We start from the raw sequence: 20,687 nt of genomic DNA, 5'->3' as shown, positions 1-20,687 counted from the left end.
AGTCATGTTGTTATTTTTACAGAAAGATGAGGTACGAAAAAATAAGAATCAAGGCGACAAAAGTACGCTGGTGATCTCATCTCGTGATGCGTTGCGTGAGGATATTTGTCAGCGGATCCGCATAGCTGGCATCTCTACGGTTGAGGAAATGAGCGTTGATTTTTTCAACGCTGACAAAATTGTTCTGCCTGACTCCCTGCGTAGGGTTGTTATTGATATTGTTAACTGCAATGACATTTCCCGTCTGATTTCAATGATTAATAGCCAAATTCCCCGCGGTTGTGGCTGTGCCGTTGTTGGTGACATTGACTCGATTACCGTTGCTCAGAATTTTATGGATCACGGAATTTCCTATTTCTACTCCACTTTTCAGCTCGATGAGTTAGCTGAGGGGGTAGTCAACGGCTTGGTGCGTGAAGAACGGCGTAGGGCAATCAATATCAGCATTTTGGGCTGTAAAGGCGGTATCGGCACCACGCTACTGAGCTACCAGCTTTCTCGCTCAGTTGTCGGGATCAAGCCATTACCATTACTGCTGATGCAGGGTGGGCATGGTTCTCACGATCTCGATTTGTTACTGGGGAAAAAGCTGAATCAGGACTTGGTCTCATATAACAACCATATAGATTTAAAGCAGGATTTTTCACACGAAATGCCTGATTTATCCCAGCCGGAGTTCGCTAAATATAACTTTATTGTTTATGACCAGTCGATTCATAGCTTCAAAAAAGAGCAGCTAAACGCACTGGCTGAAAGCACCCAGTGCGCGATCCTGATGATCGATCACAGTACTTCATCGGTGCGTACCGCTCGCCAGTTTTTAGACGAGTTTGATCGGTCACAGCGCAGCAATAAGCGATTGTCCAGCCGCCTGTACATTTGTCTGAACGAAAGCCGCCCAGCCATGGAGTCGAGAATTTCTCTGATAGATTTAGAATCGCTACTGGGGCGGCCGGTTGATATCGTTTTGCCCTATATGAAGAAGATCGGCGCTAAGGCCATTGCGCCCGGTTTTTGGAAAAAGGGACTCAGGAATCCACTGGATCAACTGGCCCGCTATATTCTGGGTATTGAAGAAACGAAAAGTAATAAGCCAAATACATCGATGCTACTGCAATTGCGCCAGCGTTGGTCTAAGTAAAGGAGGGCCAGATGGAACTTGATATTGAAACTCAGATATTGATTCGAGAAGAGACGCTTAAGAATATCGAAATTGAAAAAATCGAGCATTTGGTGCTTGAACGTGACTCGATGATCGCCGAACTGACGAAGAATGTTGAAAAAGCCATTACGGCGAATAATCTGTATATCAACGCTTATCAGCAACGCAAGATGGTAGAAAATATTGCCGATGAAATTTTGGGTTTTGGCCCGTTGCGCGAATTTATTGAAGACGATACCGTCAGCGATATTCTGGTTAATGGACCTGAATCGATATTTATTGAGCGTTTTGGCCTGTTAGAAAAGACCAATAAACGTTTTATTGATAATACCCAGCTAACGGATATCGCTAAGCGTCTGGTACTACGGGTTGGGCGCAGGATTGACGAAGGTCGCCCGCTGGTTGATTCACGTCTGCCAGATGGCAGCCGGCTTAACGTGGTGATTCCTCCTATTGCGCTGGAAGGAACGTCAATCTCCATTCGTAAGTTCAGTAAAAATAACAAGATGTTGGCAGATCTGGTTGAGCTGGGAACCATGAGCAGCGAAATGGCTAACCTGCTCATTATCGCGGCCCGCTGTCGGGTAAACATTATTATCTCCGGCGGTACCGGTTCCGGTAAAACCACCCTGCTTAACGCGCTTTCTCACTATATCGGTGAAAATGAACGTATCCTCACGCTTGAAGATGCCGCCGAGCTAAGGCTAATGCAGCCCCACGTTGTGCGCTTAGAAACGCGCTTGGCCGGAATAGAAAATACCGGTCAAATCACCATGCGTGATTTAGTGATCAACTCACTGCGTATGCGCCCGGATCGCATCATCATCGGTGAGTGCCGTGGTGAAGAGACGTTTGAAATGCTGCAAGCGATGAATACCGGACACGACGGCTCGATGTCAACGCTGCACGCCAACTCGCCAAGAGATGCGGTGGCCCGGCTGGAAAGTATGGTGATGATGTCAGGTATGAGCATGCCGATTACCGCCATCCGACGCAATATTGCGTCAGCGGTCAATCTGATCGTTCAGGTTTCTCGCATGAACGACGGTTCGCGAAAAATCATGAACATTACCGAAATCATGGGGATCGAAGGGGATAACGTTATTTTACAGGACATCTTCACCTTTCAGGCAAAACAGACCAAAACCGAAGCGGGTTCCGTTGACGGTGAGTTCAAAAATCACGGTCTACTGATTCGTTCTACCATCATGAGCAATGCCTACATGTTCGATCTGGGCGATGAACTAAAACAGATGTTTGGAATTATATCATGATGATTTATATCGTGATCGTTGTTTCCGGCGTGCTGTTAATGGTGATTAACATTTTTAGCTGGCGCAAACAGAGTGATTCATTTAATGCGGTTAAAAATGAGCAGCCTGTTCAGAGCGGAGTTAGCGTCAAGCTGGGGCGGTTTTTCAGTGAATGGATGCAGTATTTTCGTGGTTATCACAATGAAAAAGCCATCCGAAATTCGGTCATTATGTTTGCTATTTTTACCGGGGCGATGTTCGTTAATAGCTCCTGGACCCACTTTAACTGGCCACTGCTTATTTTGGCTACGGTAGCGCTGATTTTTTGGGGGCAGATCTATTTCGGGCGAATTACTAATCGCAAGGTGTTTGACAATAGCTTTCCAGAAATTATTTCGGTTGTTAATGCGGCGGTCTCTTCCGGTAGCAGCATCCATCATGCGCTGGATCGCTGCGGCAAAGATGTCTCCGGGCCGCTGGGCGCAGAGTTTCACCTGATCGGGCGTCGGCTCAATCTGGGGGAAGATGCTGAAGTGGTATTTAACGATGCCTACCAACGTTTCAAATACAAAGAGTTTTACTTCTTTATCATCGTAATGCTGGTGAGTATTCAGCGCGGCGGTCAGCTGCGTGTCCTGATGGCGCGCCTTGCCCGCGTACTGGCCGGTACTAAAGCGATAGAGCGAAAAAAAATGTCAATGACTTCCGAAGCCCGTATGTCAGCCAAAATCGTCGCTGCAATCCCGTTGCTTTTCTTCATCGGCATGAAGTTCATGAGCCCAGAGAACTTTAATTACATTATTGATGACCCTACCGGGCAGTACATTCTTTATTACGTTTTAGCCAGTGAAGCGCTGGGGCTGGGGATCATCTGGATTTTAGTCAAGAGGGCAACCTAATGGTGATTATCTATTATCTGGCGTTGATTGTTGTCGGTATCGTATTTTTGCTGGTTCAGATGCGTGAACGTAAGCATTTTCATCAGGTGAAACGCGTGATTGAGAGTGAAGATCTCGATCCTCAGATTAAGCTCACGCCGACGGCGGAATATGAAGTATTAATCGAAAGCAATAATCAGGCGATCAACTTCTTTGCTCAACTGGATAAGCATGTCAACTATAAGCTGATGATTGCCTGCATCGTGGCGCTTCTGTTGTATCTGCTTAACCTGACCGGCGTACTGTCGCTGACTCTGGAGAATGGCGCCGTGATTCTGACGGTGGTTTTGGCCACGGTTATCGTACTCCCGGCGATGATCCGCAAATATATGATCAATGCCAGAACTCGCATCATGATGAATGATATTCCCTATTTTATCGATCTGATTGCGGTTTGCATTCAGGCGGGAATGACCATCGAAAGCTCGCTGAGATACGTTGCGGATCACTTTAGCGATATTAATCGGGATCTGTCTAAAACCGTGGATCGGGTTATTCGCCGTTCTGAGGTGAAGGGGCTAGAAAGTGCGTTAAAAGAGCTTTACTACACCTTACCAACGCTGGAAATCAAAATGTTCTGTACTACTTTGCAGCAGAGCGTTTATTTCGGTACTTCAGTGTATGAACAGCTGATGGATCTCTCTAAAGACATTCGCGATCTCCAACTGCTTACCATGGAAGAAAAAGTGGGCAACCTGTCGGCAAAAATGAGCATACCCCTCATTCTTTTTGTCATGTTCCCGATAGTTATATTAATTGCCGCACCGGGCTTATTAAGGATTTTATTTCATGTCTAAACTGATTTCTGTTTCTCTGGCGTTGGCGTTTTGTTTGTTGCTAAGCGGCTGCCATAGCCTGCAAAGCATTGATGATAAGTCACTGACCTATAAAGAAGACATTTTGCTAAGTGCCAAGAATTACAATGGCCTTATCGATCTTTATCGCAGCTGGCTAAAGCAAAAAGAAGACTCCACGATTCGTTATAAGCTGGCCAACTATTACTACTTAGTGGGTGACGGCAAGTCTTCACTTTATTACCTACAGCCGTTAATGGAAAAGCCTGACGATGCCATCTATTTGCTACAGGCTAAAAACCTGATTGCGCTAAAAGAGTATGACAAAGCAATGCACGTGACGGACATGCTGCTACAGCGCAATCCTGAAAATGGCGATGCTTACAATCTAAAAGGCATCGCGTTGGCAGAAAGCGGTCGTTTAACCGATGCTAAGACCGCCATTGAACGTTCCCGAGAACTGTTTATTGCCGACGATGTCGCCATTAATAATCTGGCCATGATCGCCATGATTGATAATCGCTATGACGACTCAGTGCGGTTACTTCTTCCTCAGTATTTACGCGGCCGTAAAGGCGATCGCCTATTACACAATCTGGTGTTTTCTTTAGTCAAAGTTGGAGATACCCGCTATGCCCGCGACATCATTGAGTCTGAAAAACTCTCCGATAATTCAGAGGACATCATTGAAGCGCTAAATCAGGTCAATAACGTCACTAACGGCAACGGTGGGAATAAAGGATGATTAAACAGCCATTGCTCAGTTTTTGGCGCCGAAGGGAGGGGGTTGCCAGTATTGAGTTTGCGATGGTCTTTTTTGGCTTCTTTAGCATGGTGATGTTTGTCGCCGAGATTGCCCGCTTGTCTTATATGTCTGCGGTTATCGATCTAGCCGTCACTGAAGCCGCGAAAGAGGCCAAAAATGCTAAACAGCCCAATTCAGGAGCTTATCAGCGCCGTTTTAGAATACGGCTAACCGAAGAAAGCGGAACGCTATGGAAATTCTTAACCTCGAAGGATGCGGTCAGAATTCGGGTTAATTTTGCCCATAGCATTGACGACCTGCTGACGAATAACTATAGCGCTATGTCAACCGATAGCCCGCTGGCGCGCTACCAGCTTAATTATCGATACCACCCGATGTTCTTCCCGTTTCCGAAAATGTGGGCCAGTACATTATTAAATCGAGAGGTGATCTTTGTTCAAGAATATGAACGTTCGGCCTTTGTTGACTAATGAATCCGGTTCAGTAGCCGTTGAGTTTGCGATGATTGGCGTAGTGTTAACCTTTTTGACCGCTTTTCTCGTCGATCTGGTGTTACAACAGGCGATGATTGGAAAGCTCGACAGAGTGACCTACTCCGTTGCAGGGACTTTGCGTGAGAGGACTCAGCTTTATCATAATGATGAGTACCTGAACCAACGTCAGGTCGATACGATTTCGCAGCTGGCTAAAAAGGTACTGCTGGATATGGAAAGCGGGGCTGACTTAAGCAATTTATCGATAACCGTAGAAGAGCTGCATTTTGTTGAACCTAAGCTAACCAGCAATCTCCATAGCCGGGTTGTGTCGCGCTATAACAGCTTCAGGTCTGGGCCAGAGACCTGTACACCTTATACCAAGCTTAACAATATGCAGGATCTTTCACCTAAAGGAAGCTACGGGCGTTGGGTGCCTATGTATCAAGTTACGCTGTGTTTACCCTCAGTCAGTTGGTTTACCCGGTTCACCGGTGGAGGAGACGGCAAGACTCAGCATAAGTCTTTTTCTATCGTGGTGGTGAGATAACGTGAGCAGCAGACTGACTCGGGGCAATATCGTTATGGCCGTAGGCCTGTGCCTATTTTGCTTTCAGGCCTGTGCGGTTAAGCCTCCGGAACGTTTTAGTGCGGTTGTGTTTATTGATTCCGATAAGGTAAACCAACAGTCGCTGATTGTTGAGATTAATCAGGCGCTCTATTACAGCACAACGCTAAGTGCACAGCTTGAGGTTAGCGTTATCGACGTTAACCCTGTCGGGCGGGTATTCAACGGCACAATAGATTATCGCCTCGATAAAACGGGAGAGTGGGTAGGTAAGTACCTACCGGGTGGATTGCCTTATTTAGTCTGCCTTCTGGGGGATAAAATTATCCACAAACAAGGGTTGTATCAAGCAAGTGAGATAAGAGAATGCACAAAACAGGGATAGACAATCAGGATTTCATCCGCGGGCGTTCACGAAGTACCCTGATGGAGAAGATACGGCGCTTTTCTCAGGATCAGAAAGGGGGAATTGCCATTATGTTTGTCATGCTGAGCGGCGTTTTGCTTGGCATGGTGGCATTTGGTTTTGAAGGTTCACGCTATTTGATGGAAAAGGCTCGACTTTCTGACGCCATGGAACAGGCCGCTCTGGCGCTGGCGGCGGAAGATAACGGTAAGCTGACTGCCGCCGCCGTGAGCCGTAATAGATTCTTGGCCAGTGAATATTTTCGTCGCTATATGCGTAATGAAAAAAGCGTTTCTGTACCCGTGGTTGACGTCAGTAACATGGTCTCAGTAAATGAGAACGTTCAGTACGTTGAGTATCGGGTTAGCGCTCAGACGCTACATACCTCGTGGTTCTCGTCTTCTTTCTTTCCCAGCTTTCAGCCAACGGTTAGCGTTGGGGATAACGGGGCCGCGCGTAAATATCGTTCAAATATTGATGTGGTATTTGCTACCGATTTCTCTAACTCAATGAATTATATATTGCCCGGCGGCAGCAGCCGGATTAAGGAGCTCAAGCGTATTGTACTTCAGCTGTCGCGGGAGCTTTATTCCTATCATCCGGATAACAAAGTGGGCTTTGTTCCGTTCGACTGGGGTATGCATCGCGATGGCAACTGTCGAATTCCTCTGTCGACCAAAGTTAAAGTCACGGACATCGACGATGTCATAGTCGCAGGATTAGATAGGATCGTTGATTATGAAAAAACCATAAGTTCAATTCCTAACGAATCGAGCACTGAAATTAATGTACCTTTATCGAGGGTGTACAATGGGCGCTCTTTTGGGTCGACATGGGCATGTCTGAAGGCCAGCCCGATGTCTCTGGAAACGGATCTTACCTCCGATTATACCAAACTGCTTCCTATACGTAATATGCCAGCCGGAGGCAATACTTTTGTTAGCTCCGGCATATTACGTGCAGCGCAGCTATTGGGTAAAAGCACCGCCGCCAAGCGGGTGATGGTGATTGTTTCTGATGGGCAGGACTCGGTGAATGCAAAAATAACGCCGACTCTGATAGCTAAAGGCATGTGCGAGAAAATCAAACAGGTTATGAGTACCCGTTATTCCGTCGGTAAAATAGCCTTTGTTGGTATTGGCTATACCCCAACCGTTGACTGGAAGCTATGCGTTGGTGAGAATAATTTCTATATTTCAACCAATGTAAGAGAATTAGAAAATGACCTTCGCCAGGCCGTATTTGAAGAGGTAGGACATAATACGCTTAAGCGTTTTTGATAATCAGTTAGTTTATCAAGTCAATAATTGTGATAATTACGACCGGGAAGAGCTGATAAAGAATCAACCCTGATTATTTTCAAATAAACATGGTTAATTTGTTTATTGACTATTGCGCCAAATATTTCAGTCAATGAATAAAAGTACTCATTATATTAATTAGTAAGAACTAATAAGAGCTACAGGTTATCCATGGCAATAAACTAAGTTTAGGCTCAGGGTTATAGCCAGTAGCTGATATAACTAAAGATAGTGGATGCTTACTGTCGATAGCATATTTTCTATTAATGAGATGAATTGAGAACTAATAATTACCTAGAAAAGGTTTGACTAATTATTATACGTGTCGGAAGGATGGTGTTAAAAAGGATTTTCTCTTCGGTTAATTGAGCTTCCTTTATTTATTTCCTCTCCATTGACATTAAATTTTGCATTGTAGCTTTTCTGTATTGTCGGTTTTTGTGGTTACCGATAGATATAGAAATAGAAGTGCTGCGCTTTAATGATTTGCTTCTGCTATTTCGGAGTGAGTCATTAAAGTAAAGCTAAACGCTTTACATATTAGATGTTAAACACTTGGTTTCTTATCAATTATAGGCATAAATTAACATGAAAATTAAACATTTAGCACTTGTAGTCGCAGGAATGACTTTTTCTACCGCAGTTCTGGCCACGACTCCAGCGAACTATGACACCCGTTTTAACCTGTCTGCTCGGGTACCAGACGCCGTATCTATCACCGACCCAGAGGGTAACCCGGTTGCCGATCTGGACGTGCGTTTAACGCCAAACGGTAGTGGGCATGCCGATCTGCGGACTACCATGTCTGCCGATACTCAAAACCTACAGGCTCTGCGTTTATGGAGCAATACCGTGGGTGCGACTACGACTAAAGTTAAGCTAACTCTAGACGACGGCAACGTCTCTACCGGTACTGCATTTGCATTGAACAGTACCAGCGGCGGTCAGCTCAACAAAATGAGCTATAAAGTTTCAACGATTGGAGCTGGCGCACCAAAAGTTAATTTTACTAATTCAGGTGAGCAAAAAGAGTATACGTTGACAACGACTGGTACTCACGCAGAGAAAGACGTGGCTTTCGTATTTGAGTCTACGGCAGCACATAACACCTATGCCGGCGGCGCTTACGGTGGCGTTGTGTACGCTACTCTGGCTCTGGTTCCATAATATGTTCTTAGTATTTGAAGCGGCGTCTTCAATTACGCTGAGTATATCGAGTTTTATTTTATAATAATTAGAGTACAGGCTGGCGAAAGCCAGCCTGTTATATAACCGCATGAACATAATTAAAACCTCTCTATTTATATTATTCGGCATTCACTTTAGTGCTATTTCTGCCGGTCGGGGGACCAGTATTGAGGTTGAGGTCGGGGCTGAGATGCTGGCTAAAATCGCTATTTATTATAAGGGGGTTGATATTACTTCCGGTGAATTAAACTTTCCGCTATCGGTTAATTCGGTAAGCCAAAAGTTCGCTAACACATCGGACTATTTTTATCTGGTAGGAAACGTTGCCAGAGCAAAAGTTGTCATGGAAACCGCACCGTTTGAATTAACGTCGGTCGACGTGGGGGGCGGTTCTATTCCGCTGAATGGCTATTTTACGCTTAATGTGCAGCAGACCGAGGCCGACAAAGATTTGAGCGTTCCGGTATTAAGGCGTTTGACCGATGGTAATAGCAATAATGGATTGAAAGTAACCTTTGAATCAAAAAAACGGGCCGATAATTACGCCGTTGGATATTACACCGGTAGGTTCACTATGGTTGTCACACCTATATTATAAAACCGGTTATTTCCGGAATGCAGAATAATAACGATATGGAAATAATATGGATATCAAATATATTTTAACCCGATTAGTGAGTTTGGGTCTGATGCTATCTCCGGTAACGGTTATTCCTGTCGTTTCGTCTGCCCCGGTTTCTCTACCGCCGGGATTTGATGAAGTCTTTAATTCTGAGCTAACCGGCATTCTCGATCTGGTGGTGGCCGATGTTCATCTCGGCACCTATGCCATTACCTATGACATGGGGAATGTAACCCTGAAGGAGCCTTCAGTCGTTGCTGACCGTATTTCATCCGGCATAGTGCCAAATCTGACGGTAACGGCCAGCCAACTGCATTCTGCGCTCGCGAAGCCTATTCCGAGAGTCAATAAGCTGGGTTTCCCTCAGGAAGGTATCACTGCGTATATTAATGAAAATGAAGCGAAAGCTATCCTGATCTTTCCTAAATCTTATCTGGCGATGAAGTCCGAAGGCGCTCAGGGTAGTGATTTTATCGATTACCAGCACCGGCCTGGTTTCGTGCATAGTCAGAACCTGAACTATTTCAATGATAGCTACGGTTCTAACTTTAACCTGATGTCTAACGACACGCTGAGTTTAACCGGTAATAGCTATTTCAACTCAGCAATGAGCGTGTCTAAAGACGCCAGCATGATTTTTGATGAAGCCGCTTTTTATCTGGAAGATGAACGTACGCGTTACAAAATCGGGCGACAGAATATCACCAGCAATATGACCACCAGCACGCCCTCAATGTTTTACAGCTTTATGAATTCGGTTAACTTCGACGGCGTGTCATTAGGCTACCTGTCAGACTACTACCGTAGCCGCGCAAATGGCGCTTCGTCGCCGATCAATATCTATATGCCCTCTGCCGGAACCGTTGAAATCTATCGGGCGGGCAGGTTGCTTGATATGCAGCAGCTGTCGGGCGGTTTGCAACCGGTTAACACCGAACGCTGGCCCGCCGGAGGATATGACATCACCATAGTTTCCAAACTGAATAACGGTAGCGAAGAGCGTAAAACCCAGCCATTTTTCAAACGTTATGGCGATTTTAGCCCCGGAAAAATTGAATATCTGATGCAAATGGGTAAGTACGATGGGTCGATTAAGGGAGATATTAACCAGTGCGGCAACGGCAACTGTCAGCAAGACGGTAAAGCAAACGGTGTAAATGACAACGGTTTCGCCAGCGCAGCGATCTCCTATACCACCGAAAATGCCCTATCTCTGGGCTCAGGTGTGATAAGCGATAATGGTCTGACGGTAGCCAATGCCAGCATTGATATGCCGATTAACTCTCTATTTTTGGAACGCATTTATACCGATGGTATCTACGGTAAATCTGGCTCTTACGGCTACAGCATCGCGGGCATTAAAAGTTATGACAGTACCAGCCTGAACGTGACCTATCGTAATTCGGTATTTAACGGCGACATTTCTGAGTATGGCCGGAACGGTATTATTCCTGCCTATGACAACGAATATTTGCAGCTAAGTATGCGAACCTATCTGCCATTCCAGCTAGGTTTCGGCATTGACTATAGCTATAGCACCTCATTTAGCAGCGGCGGGCGTAAGAACAAGGGGCAGCAGAATACCTTAGATATTTTGCTTAACCGCGATTTCCAGCTCTCTAGCGATATAAACCTGCGGGTTGATGCCGGTTATCACACTGGCAAAGACGTTTACGACAATGCGGAAGAGAGCCGGGACCATCAGCTGTATACCCAGTTTACGCTTGGCTTTACCGACAGCCGCTACAACCACTACCAGTCGCTGTATCTCAAGGCGCGCAACTCAGATAAAGACGGTGATGATGGCATCTACAGCGCCGACTATGCCATGACGGTGAATAACCCCGAGTTTGACCGGGGTGGTCGCTATAATTTCAATTTTTCGGCCTCTGATGAAGTCGGTGTTAATAAAAATGCCAGCGGTAGCCTGACGGTGAATAACCGCTTTGGTTACACCTCATTTGGTAACAGCCAAACCTTTAATGACAGTAAGTACCGTCAATCGTTTGTTACTCAGCGTAGTGGTTTTTCCATTGGTGACGGCACTATTGCCTACGGTGCCATTACCGAACAAAGCGCATTGGTGATTGATGCCACCAAATTACCGACGGATGAGTACTTTGAGGTCCGTAACTACAACAGCAGCTCGGTGATTGTACCGGGCGGTAAAGTAACGAGCACCAGCGTTCGCCCTTATACCCAAATTGATACCAGCGCTGAGCAGGTTTATACCGGCAGTGAGAACAACTTTTATAACGTGACGGCTAAGAATGAATCTACCCACGTACTTCCGGGCCAGACGTACAAGGTGATCCTCAATGCGGTGAAAAACCAAACGGTGACCGGGCGAATTTATTACGCCCGTAAACCGCTGGCCAATGCCCGGATTGTTGGCAGCAACGGCATTTCAGATGAGTCCGGATTTTTTGTCGGAGACTTCCTGATGAATTCAGATGAAAAGCTAGAGCAGTTAAAAGTCCGTGCAAGTGAACAAGAGTTCGTTTGCAAGATAGATCAAAGCAAGACCAAGAGTCTGCAGGGCGTTATTCAACTTAATGGAGTCGAGTGTGAGCATATTTAATAGTAAGAAATTTTTTATTCTTATGGGGTTATTTTCAATAGCTGCCGTTTCATTTACCGCTCCGGCGGTTGAAGTTATTCCTATTATTAAGCAGGTGAAAATCGATACTCCACGGGATAATTACATCACCATTAAGTCCTCATTTCCGCCCTCGGATGACAAAGAGCAGTATGAGTTCGTCTCCTTGGATCTGTTCATGATTAAAAATCCGGGTGAGTCAAAAGAGGAGCTGGAGAAAGAGCTTGGGAAGGCAGAACCAACCTTACTGTTTTCACCAACCAAAGTGATGATCCCTTATGGTTCCCAAAAGAAGATCCGCATTATGACCATGAAGCCGGTAGAGCGAGAGCAGGTTTACCGGCTGCGGGTTCGTCCTACCTATCCTGAAGATGCGGTCGAGCCGGGTAAGGTTCGCTTTGCCATTGGTTACGATGTGTTATTGCGCTATATGCCAACGGGTTCACTGACTCAGGACCTCAAAGTCCACTGTAGCGGCGGAAACTATCAGCTGGAATCCATGGGTAATAGCCGCAGTGAAATGCGCAACGTAACGATCGACGGGGTTAAATCGGACGATATTAACGTTTATCCGGTCCATATGCGAAACGTAAAAGTCAAAAATGAGCTCTCTTTTGAGCTCGACGGCAAGAAGTATCGCTACGTCGCCTGCGCGCTCAAGGAGTAACGCGATGAGACTTAAGGTTATCGATTCTTTTTCACTGCATCGGGTTGGCCTCGGCTTGCTATTGGTAACGCTGGGGCTGGCGTGTCAGCCATTACAGGCCGCGGTTACTCAGGGGGCTGGCGATCTGATCATTAATATGGAGAAGAAGGCGCCCGGTCGTTACAGCACCACCGTTACCCGAGACGGCGGTGCCGGATCGCTCGGCGCCTCTTACTTTGTCACGACCCTGGCCAACGGCGATAGGCTTAGCGGCGTTGTGCAAAGTGCCGGGCAGGGGGTGTGCTCTGGTCGTTATCTTATCGGATCGGGCGCTTTGCAAGGGGTACGTATTCCTATCGCTATGTTCAGCCAGCGGCCCTACCGCTATGAGAAAAACTATCAGTGCGGTAGCACCATTAACTATGCCGCTTCTTCGGGCGATAGCGTCATGGGTTTTGCCGTTGGCGATAGTCAGTCCGGTGACGGCACTGAGATCGTGTTACAAAAAAACGCCGACCTGAGCCAGTATGCCGGGCAGCGTATTTTACTGGGTAACGTTCGCCTGACCGGGAACGATGGCGTAGTAGAAGCCAGTAACGTTTATCTCTCTTTTGCCCGTACGTTAAGAAGCGATCCGGCGTTGATCGATGCGTCGTTTGTCAACGCCGATGCGGCCCGGTTTAGCACCGTAGCAATCAATCAGGACACGGTGAAAACCGCGGTACTCAACGTGCGCCGTATTTCTGATTCACCGGCTACGGTGCTGCCGTTTAGCCTGACCTTCGAATCTATGAAAGGCGCGCCAAACGGAGATTTCCGCATGTATTCCCTTGAGCAGCCTGACAGGTTCATTCCTTACGGAGTCAGCGTCGATCGCCGCACCGTTGGCTACGGTGATGTGCTGACCTACACCTTGGGCAGTAGTTCCGGATCGGCGCAGATGTTAGACATCACTTTTACTATCTGGGGCAAAGATCTGGTGGGGCTTAAGGGAGGAACTCGTTTTTCAGATACCTTCACTGCGGTAGTTACGCCGGGGCTGTAAGCCGATAGTCAGCACCTTACACATGAAAAGGAATAAACAAATGCATAAAAAAATGGTAGCGCTTGGGCTGATGCTAACAGCGTTGATTTCTCAACCGCTCAGTGCTGCAGTTACGGTCAGAACGTCCATTGACGTTACGGCAGAAATTGCTTCCAGCATACGGGTTATTTACGATCTGAATGCTGACGTCACCGAGGGTAACGTTCAGGTAAGGCTGGAAGATAGAAACGGCTTTCTCAGAGGAATGACCAAGTCCTTCCATTTTGTCGGTAACGCCAATAAGGTGGAACTAAGGCTGGAAGGACCTACCGGACTGAAGAAAAACGGCGACCCTAATAATTTCATTATGCCGATTGGTACCATGTGGTACCGCAGCCCGACAACGCCGATGGGCGATGCCGCATCTCGTGCAGAAGTTAACGTGTATGCGACAGTAGGCGATATTCCGTCGACCGATCGGGGTGTTTATATTTACTTTATATCGGCCCAGCGTACTGAAACTTATCCGCTGGGTACTTATAGCGGAACCTATGTACTGGCGGTAACGCCGAGAAGTTAGGGCTGTGCCGTCAGGTGAATCGGGCCTATTTTCCTTTGACGCTTGGATCCTGAGCGTGGCGTCTGGTTCTGTCTGTGTGACCTTTTGGTTTTATTTTAGCTGCGGCCATGGCCGCCGTTGTCTCGATGGTTGTTTCGATATTTGCTTCGATGGTTATCTGGCTAACTACGGGGATTGACGTCACGGCAAGCCCCAATACGTTAGCGCGGAAAAAGAATAGGTTCATGCTGCCCTCCGTTCGAATCTGTTGAGTATCGGGCCGGATGAATGCCGATGGTTTAAGAATAGCTGACCACGGGCGTTTCGCTACTCAGGCGCAAGGGCTCGCGGTTAGTCATATAGCCTATGGCTTGCCGTTGCCACCGACGGCGTTGTTTTATATGCACTTGCCGGTTTGACAGACTCTTTGATAGCCAGCGTTCCTTGCAGCAATTGGGTGCTGTATAGGGACTCAGGCCGCAGGATCCTCTGCTGTAGCCGGTTAATCGCTTCTTCCCCCAGCTCGCTGCAGGGAACCTGCACAGACGTCAGTTCAATGCCATGAATAGCGTTAATGCTAAACCCATCCATACTCATCACTGAAATGTCCGCCGGTACCGACATGCCGATAGCTTTCAGCGCATTAATAGCACCCGTTGACATAAACTCGCCTCCCGCCAGAATCGCCGTCGGGTAGTCTTCCGGTGCCGTCTGACTAAAGTACTGGCCAATGGCCTGTTCAGATTCTGAGGTGCTAAAGCCAGAGGTTGTGACCAAATTGAGCGGCTCCAGAAACTCTATATTATTGCTGGCATAGGCCGTTTTGATACCGTTGAGCCGCAGCTCCATGGTGGTTCTTCTCAGGCTAATCAGCGTTAGAATTTTGCGATGGCCTTGCTTAATGAGATAGTTAGCCGAGAATTCACCGATAGCCTGATGGTCAGGCGATACGCTGTCTAACTGCATGCTTTTATCGTAGCAATTGATTAATACGCAGGGCTTTTTCAGATCGGCGGCCAGCGTGTGAATATGAGGGTCATCAATGCCGATGATAATCGCCGCTTCGGTTAATGGGTCGGTCATTTTCTCAAGAAACAGTGACGCATCGCTGTTATTTTCTTCTAGCCCACAGTAGCGCACGCGGACTTCCCGGTGCTGTAATGCCTGAACCACGCCCTGAATAACCTTATGGTAAAAAACGTCGGTACGGATATCAAACGCTCTCGGGGGCGCAAAAACGGTTAAATTATTAAGCAACAGCCTGCCGCCGTATATATTACTCAGGATCCCCTGGGATTTTGCATAACTCATGATCAGGCTTTTGGCTTTTTCGCTGGTGTTAGATTTACCGGCCAGAACCCTTGACACTGTACTGATTGATAAGCCGGTCGCCTCTGAAATTTGCCTGATTTTTAACTTTCCGTTCATTTTGTGATCTCCTTCAAATTAGCAAATGAAAAAATTCTCACAGAATTTTATTGTTTGTATCTAAGGCTTTTATGGCGTATTTGAATGATTCTTCATCACTCAGTGAGAATTATTGCAAATAAAGCGATTGTGGCAAAGATTCTTTTCTCGTTATGTTGATTTGGTAAACCAATTTAGGTTACTGGTCAGACAGATTTTTGATGTAGCTATAATAATAACATAGTGATTATATTGGTATTTTAGACTCATGACGTTTTTGTTAAAGCGACTATGAACTACTGACTCTAGCCAACTTGAACGGTGTCGGGACTATCCCGCAGAAAAGATGACGGAGAGTGTTATGAGTATTGACGTTAGAGAATCCGGTGCGGAAGCCCTTCCGATCCGCAGAAAATTAAAATCATTAAGATGGTGGATGTTAGCGCTGTTTTTGTTGGGCGTAACCGTCAACTATATTACCCGTAACTCATTAGGTATTTTGGCCCCTGAGCTAAAAACCAGCCTGAATATGACCACCGAGCAGTACTCTTGGGTGGTTGCCTCCTTCCAACTGGCTTATACGGTTTTCCAGCCCATCTGCGGCTGGTTGATTGACGTGATTGGCTTAAAGCTGGGCTTTCTTATCTGCGCCAGCATCTGGGCGATTGTCTGTATGATGCACGCCGGTGCCGGCAGTTGGTTCCAGTTAGCCATATTACGCTTCTTTATGGGTGGCGCTGAAGCAGCGGCCACGCCGGCAAATGCGAAGGCTATTTCCGACTGGTTCCCGAGAAAAGAGCGGCCAGTTGCCGCTGGCTGGGCTGGCGTAGGGTTTTCTATTGGTGCCATGCTGGCGCCACCGATTATCGTGGTTGCCCATATTTCATTTGGCTGGCAGGGTGCTTTTCTATTCTCCGGCGGTTTAGCCATGCTTTGGGTGGTACTCTGGTGGCTGTTTTATCATTCGCCAGAGCAGCATCCTAATCTGTCGAAAGAAGAATTGGCCTTTATCCGTCAGGATAATGAACCGAGCGCCGAGAAGCTGCCTTTCTTCAAATCTCTGGCAATATTAAGTAAAAATAAAAAATTCTGGGGTATCGCCATTCCGGCATTTTTGGCCGAGCCGGCATGGGCCGTGTTCAGCTTTTGGGTTCCGTTATATCTGGCCAATGAGCGGGGAATGGACCTGAAACAGATCGCTATGTTTGCATGGCTACCGTTCTTAGCCGCCGATATCGGCAGCGTGGCCAGTGGTTATTTGACTAAGCTTTATCACAGGCTATTCGGCCTCGGTGAGATTAACTCGGTGATAGCCAGCTCGGTTACCGGCGCTTTCATGATGATTTCTCTGGCTTTTGTCGCTATCACTCAAAATCCTTATCTGGCGATTGCCCTGATCTCTATCGGTGGTTTTGGCCATCAGGTGATCTCTTGCATGCTAAGCGCACTGGTGGTGAATAACTTTGATAGGAGTCAGGTTGCAACGGTCAACGGCCTGCGCGGTTCATCGGCCTGGGTTGCCAGCTTCCTATTTACGCTACTGATTGGCGCAGTTTCTGACACGATCGGCTTTGGGCCTCTGTTTGTGGCGATGGGCTTCTTTGACCTGATTGGTGCCGTTTTCTTAGTCACCCTGTTTGTTGAACGTCGTAAGAAGAACGCCAAAGCGATTTGAATTGACTATGTCGATAAAGGTTGCTGACAAAGTAGTCCAATTTTATTTCTGCGTAAGTTTCGTCCGTGAAAAGAATATCGAAATATTATCTTCTTCTAGCGGCCGAGAGGCGACGTTTTTGAGTTGCAGGGGGCTCCGGGCCTAGAATTCCTAGGGGCGCTCCGGCAACTAAAGTTGCTACGACCCCAACGGAATTCTCTCTCTACGTTTGAGTTCTTTAAGACCAAAATTTTGATGTATGGGGTTTGTCATCAATCTGAATCGATTATGTCGATAACGACTATTTTTATAACATGAAGATATTTTGATATGAAAACACTAAAGAATTGGACGTTAAAACAGCAATACCCAGACCACGTTGAACTTTGGGTCGATAACCGCCACAGTTTTTGTCTCTACGTACTGGAGCAGGATCTGTTTCGCGTGCTGGTTAAGCAAAACGACGCATTAGCGTTAGATCGCACTTGGTGTATCGCGCCAAAAGATGATGTGCCATGGGAAGGTCGACCACGCCAGAGCGTTGACGGTTTTTCTCTGCCGGAATATCAGCTGGAGCAGTTGGAAAACGGGTTGAGAATTAGCACCGATAAGCTACGGGTAACGGTTCATCAACCGCTATGGCTGGAGTGGGAATACCTCAATTCACAGGGTGAGTGGCAGGCGCTGACGTCGGACCGCTCAACCGGTGCTTATATGTTGAATTCACACGGTGACGGTGTGGCTCACTATCAGCGCCGCTTCAACAACGATCGGGTTTACGGACTGGGAGAGAAGTCTGGCGATCTGAACCGCAGCGGGCGTCGTTTTGAAATGCGTAATCTGGACGCCATGGGGTACAACGCGGCATCAACGGATCCGTTATACAAACATATTCCGTTTACCATTACCCGCCGGGACGGCGCCAGCTTTGGCCTGTTCTATGATAACTTGAGCAGCACGTGGTTAGACTTGGGTCAGGAGCTAGATAACTATCACCTGCCTTACCGCCGCTATCAGGCTGAAGCCGGTGATATGGACTATTACCTGTTCCTTGGGCCAAAAGTGTTAGACGTGACGAAAAAGTTTGTCCGCTTAACCGGTAAGACGCTGTTCGGGCCGAAATGGAGCCTTGGCTATAGTGGGTCGACCATGTCATATACCGATGCCCCGGACGCTCAGCAGCAGCTTCAGCAGTTTATTTCACTGTGTAAACAGCACGATATTCCCTGCGATTCATTCCAGCTGTCGTCGGGCTACACCTCGATTAATAACAAGCGCTACGTATTTAACTGGAACTACGACAAAGTCCCCCAGCCGAAGGTGCTTAGTCAGGCATTCCACGATGCTGGCTTTAAGCTCGCGGCCAATATCAAACCTTGCTTATTGCAGGACCACCCGAGATATCAGGAAGTGGCGCAGGCCGGGCTATTCATTCGTGACTCTGAAACCGGTGAGCCAGAACGTTCCGTATTCTGGGACGACGAAGGTTCACATCTGGACTTCACCAACCCGCAGACTATCCGCTGGTGGCAGGGCAATGTGACCAGCCAACTGCTGGAAATGGGCATTGACTCCACGTGGAATGACAATAACGAGTTTGAAGTTTGGGACAAAGAAGCGGTATGCCATGGTTTTGGTAAACCAATAGCCATTAAGCATATTCGCCCGGTTATGCCATTGCTGATGATTCGTGCCTCCATGGAAGCGCAGCAGCGTTTTGCTCCGGAAAAACGCCCGTATCTGATCTCCCGCTCCGGCTGTGCCGGTATCCAACGCTATGTTCAGACATGGAGCGGCGACAACCGCACCAACTGGCAAACGTTGCGTTACAACACCCGTATGGGCGTAGGGATGAGCCTATCCGGCCTGTATAACTTAGGCCATGACGTTGGCGGTTTCTCCGGTGATAAGCCAGACGCGGAGCTGTTTGTCCGTTGGGTACAAAACGGGGTCATGCACCCGCGCTTTACCATTCACTCATGGAATGACGATCACACGGCGAACGAACCTTGGATGCATCCGGCGGTGACTCCGGCGATCCGCGATGCCATTAATCTGCGCTATCGCTTAATGCCTTACTTCTACAATCTGCTGTGGCAGGCGCACCGCGACGATGAGCCGATGATTCGCCCGACGTTCTTAGATCATGAACACGACGTGAATACCTTCAGCGAAACGGATGACTTCTTAATTGGCCGCGATTTATTGGTGGCCAGCGTGGTGGAACAGGGGCAGCGTGAGCGTCCGGTCTATCTTCCGGCTAACCAGACCGGCTGGTATTGCTTCTATACCGGTCAATGGTTTAACGGTGGGCAGTCGATTGTTCTACCGGCACCGCTGGAACGTTTACCTCTGCTGGTGAAAGGCGGCAGCGTTCTGCCGGTTTCAAGATGCCTGACTTCAACCCAGCTGGCTAAGGAACAGGTTCGTGAGCTGCACGTATACCCTCAGCAGGGAAGCGGTTCATCTTCAGGGGATATCTTTGAGGATGACGGTGAAAGCTTCGATTACCTTAATCAGAATGCGCTATGGCTGGACTGGACTTTAACCTCTGACAGCCAGCGTATTGATCTTAATATCAGCACCAAAGGGAACTATATTCCGCAGTGGCATACGCTGGCGGCAGTACTACCGAAGGGTGAACGCCGTGAGCTGTATATCAACGGCGAGAAGCTGAGTGAGATTTCTGTGGCGCAGCTGCTGAAATAGTATTGCGTTTCACTATTGATTGAATCCCGGTGAAAGCCGGGATTTTTTATGGTCAAAATAGTTTAATTCAGCGCAGGTTTCGTCCGCTAAACCGGCATCAGAATAGTATTTTTTTCGCGATCAATTGGCGTTGTATCTCTTCAGTTAGCCGGGTAATCAATTGTTGGTCGAGGGCAGAAGGCTGTTAGATTCCTGTTACCAATAAGTCTAGTGCGGAGACAATATCATTTCTTAGAACTGTGATATTGATAAAACTCCAAATTCATCGGAAACCAGCCCGGCCCGTTGAGTAAATTCATTACAGGATGCAATCGCGCCTTTACTCTCTTCAATAAATCGTTGACGCTTTCTCGCCCGAACTTCTTGTTTTAGGAAATCGTTACATGCCGCTGATAGGTTAATATTTAAGCTCTTAGCCTCTTCGACAACGTGAGTTTCCAAATAAATATTGGTAGGCGTTTTGGGCGTTTTGGGCGATTTTGTCGTTTGTTCTCTCATATCACACCTCAAAGGTAACATAGTCTATGCGCATAACTATTGTGCATTAAATATGGGCTGTCTAGTGATAAGACTTTATTCTTCTATTGGCTACCCAGTCGTCAGCCATAAGGGCGTGCC

Annotated in this window: 20 protein-coding genes; 17 read left to right on the top strand and 3 right to left on the bottom strand. The window is 47.3% G+C overall.

Annotated elements, in window-relative coordinates; all coding sequences use genetic code 11:
- The first annotated feature begins 4 nt into the window (after positions 1-4).
- From GVI43_RS06280 to GVI43_RS06210, 15 genes are all read left to right on the top strand, one after another.
- On the top strand, positions 5-1,141 hold the full coding sequence (locus tag GVI43_RS06280) for a CpaE/TadZ family protein (RefSeq protein WP_159566003.1): 1,137 nt from the start codon (positions 5-7) through the stop codon (positions 1,139-1,141).
- Positions 1,142-1,152: 11 nt separating this feature from the next.
- Positions 1,153-2,436 (top strand): TadA family conjugal transfer-associated ATPase, encoded by a 1,284-nt coding sequence (locus GVI43_RS06275; protein WP_159566002.1) that lies wholly within the window; start codon positions 1,153-1,155, stop codon positions 2,434-2,436.
- Positions 2,433-3,314, top strand: coding sequence for a type II secretion system F family protein (locus tag GVI43_RS06270; RefSeq protein ID WP_159566001.1), 882 nt, complete (start codon positions 2,433-2,435; stop codon positions 3,312-3,314). Before GVI43_RS06275 ends, GVI43_RS06270 begins: the two co-directional genes overlap by 4 nt.
- On the top strand, positions 3,314-4,150 hold the full coding sequence (locus tag GVI43_RS06265) for a type II secretion system F family protein (protein WP_159566000.1): 837 nt from the start codon (positions 3,314-3,316) through the stop codon (positions 4,148-4,150). Before GVI43_RS06270 ends, GVI43_RS06265 begins: the two co-directional genes overlap by 1 nt.
- On the top strand, positions 4,143-4,892 hold the full coding sequence (locus GVI43_RS06260; protein ID WP_159565999.1) for a tetratricopeptide repeat protein: 750 nt from the start codon (positions 4,143-4,145) through the stop codon (positions 4,890-4,892). Before GVI43_RS06265 ends, GVI43_RS06260 begins: the two co-directional genes overlap by 8 nt.
- The gene (locus GVI43_RS06255; RefSeq protein ID WP_159565998.1) at positions 4,889-5,383 is read left to right on the top strand and encodes a TadE/TadG family type IV pilus assembly protein; all 495 of its coding nucleotides are present in this window, start codon (positions 4,889-4,891) and stop codon (positions 5,381-5,383) included. Before GVI43_RS06260 ends, GVI43_RS06255 begins: the two co-directional genes overlap by 4 nt.
- Positions 5,346-5,936, top strand: a complete 591-nt coding sequence (gene tadF / locus GVI43_RS06250; protein WP_246201551.1) for a tight adherence pilus pseudopilin TadF — start codon at positions 5,346-5,348, stop codon at positions 5,934-5,936. The genes GVI43_RS06255 and tadF overlap by 38 nt, the downstream gene beginning before the upstream one ends.
- Before the next feature lies 1 nt (position 5,937).
- Entirely contained in the window at positions 5,938-6,339 is a 402-nt protein-coding gene (locus GVI43_RS06245; protein WP_159565997.1) for a hypothetical protein, read from the top strand.
- Between the two features lie 41 nt (positions 6,340-6,380).
- On the top strand, positions 6,381-7,640 hold the full coding sequence (locus GVI43_RS06240; RefSeq protein ID WP_246201549.1) for a TadE/TadG family type IV pilus assembly protein: 1,260 nt from the start codon (positions 6,381-6,383) through the stop codon (positions 7,638-7,640).
- Positions 7,641-8,249: 609 nt separating this feature from the next.
- Positions 8,250-8,828, top strand: a complete 579-nt coding sequence (locus tag GVI43_RS06235) for a hypothetical protein (protein ID WP_159565995.1) — start codon at positions 8,250-8,252, stop codon at positions 8,826-8,828.
- Positions 8,829-8,937: 109 nt separating this feature from the next.
- Positions 8,938-9,447 (top strand): hypothetical protein, encoded by a 510-nt coding sequence (locus tag GVI43_RS06230; RefSeq protein WP_159565994.1) that lies wholly within the window; start codon positions 8,938-8,940, stop codon positions 9,445-9,447.
- 46 nt (positions 9,448-9,493) lie between these two features.
- Positions 9,494-12,052 carry a TcfC E-set like domain-containing protein gene (locus tag GVI43_RS06225; RefSeq protein ID WP_159565993.1) on the top strand — a complete coding sequence of 853 codons (2,559 nt, stop codon included), beginning with the start codon at positions 9,494-9,496 and terminating at the stop codon, positions 12,050-12,052.
- Positions 12,039-12,737, top strand: a complete 699-nt coding sequence (locus GVI43_RS06220; RefSeq protein ID WP_246201547.1) for a fimbrial biogenesis chaperone — start codon at positions 12,039-12,041, stop codon at positions 12,735-12,737. The genes GVI43_RS06225 and GVI43_RS06220 overlap by 14 nt, the downstream gene beginning before the upstream one ends.
- 4 nt (positions 12,738-12,741) lie before the next feature.
- Positions 12,742-13,761, top strand: coding sequence for a hypothetical protein (locus GVI43_RS06215; RefSeq protein WP_159565992.1), 1,020 nt, complete (start codon positions 12,742-12,744; stop codon positions 13,759-13,761).
- Between the two features lie 40 nt (positions 13,762-13,801).
- Entirely contained in the window at positions 13,802-14,320 is a 519-nt protein-coding gene (locus GVI43_RS06210; protein WP_159565991.1) for a hypothetical protein, read from the top strand.
- 25 nt (positions 14,321-14,345) lie between these two features.
- On the opposite strand, the gene GVI43_RS06205 is transcribed toward GVI43_RS06210, so the two are convergent.
- Both GVI43_RS06205 and GVI43_RS06200 read right to left on the bottom strand, forming a co-directional pair.
- Positions 14,346-14,546, bottom strand: coding sequence for a hypothetical protein (locus GVI43_RS06205; RefSeq protein ID WP_159565990.1), 201 nt, complete (start codon positions 14,544-14,546; stop codon positions 14,346-14,348).
- Between the two features lie 104 nt (positions 14,547-14,650).
- Positions 14,651-15,727, bottom strand: coding sequence for a LacI family DNA-binding transcriptional regulator (locus GVI43_RS06200; protein WP_159565989.1), 1,077 nt, complete (start codon positions 15,725-15,727; stop codon positions 14,651-14,653).
- A 340-nt stretch (positions 15,728-16,067) separates the two neighbouring features.
- Here GVI43_RS06200 and GVI43_RS06195 point away from each other — a divergent pair, with 340 nt between their 5' ends.
- Both GVI43_RS06195 and GVI43_RS06190 read left to right on the top strand, forming a co-directional pair.
- A complete protein-coding gene (locus GVI43_RS06195) occupies positions 16,068-17,381 on the top strand; it encodes an MFS transporter (RefSeq protein ID WP_159565988.1) in 1,314 nt (437 codons plus the stop codon).
- Between the two features lie 309 nt (positions 17,382-17,690).
- A complete protein-coding gene (locus GVI43_RS06190) occupies positions 17,691-20,069 on the top strand; it encodes a glycoside hydrolase family 31 protein (protein WP_159565987.1) in 2,379 nt (792 codons plus the stop codon).
- Positions 20,070-20,300: 231 nt separating this feature from the next.
- On the opposite strand, the gene GVI43_RS06185 is transcribed toward GVI43_RS06190, so the two are convergent.
- Complete coding sequence (locus GVI43_RS06185) at positions 20,301-20,567, bottom strand: type II toxin-antitoxin system CcdA family antitoxin (RefSeq protein WP_159565986.1); 267 nt, start codon at positions 20,565-20,567, stop codon at positions 20,301-20,303.
- Between the last annotated feature and the right edge of the window lie 120 nt (positions 20,568-20,687).

The organism is Budvicia diplopodorum (assembly GCF_009800925.1).
GTDB lineage: Bacteria > Pseudomonadota > Gammaproteobacteria > Enterobacterales > Enterobacteriaceae > Budvicia > Budvicia diplopodorum.
The sequence above is the reverse complement of the archived record's forward strand: the minus strand, read 5'-3'. Positions and strand labels throughout refer to the sequence as shown.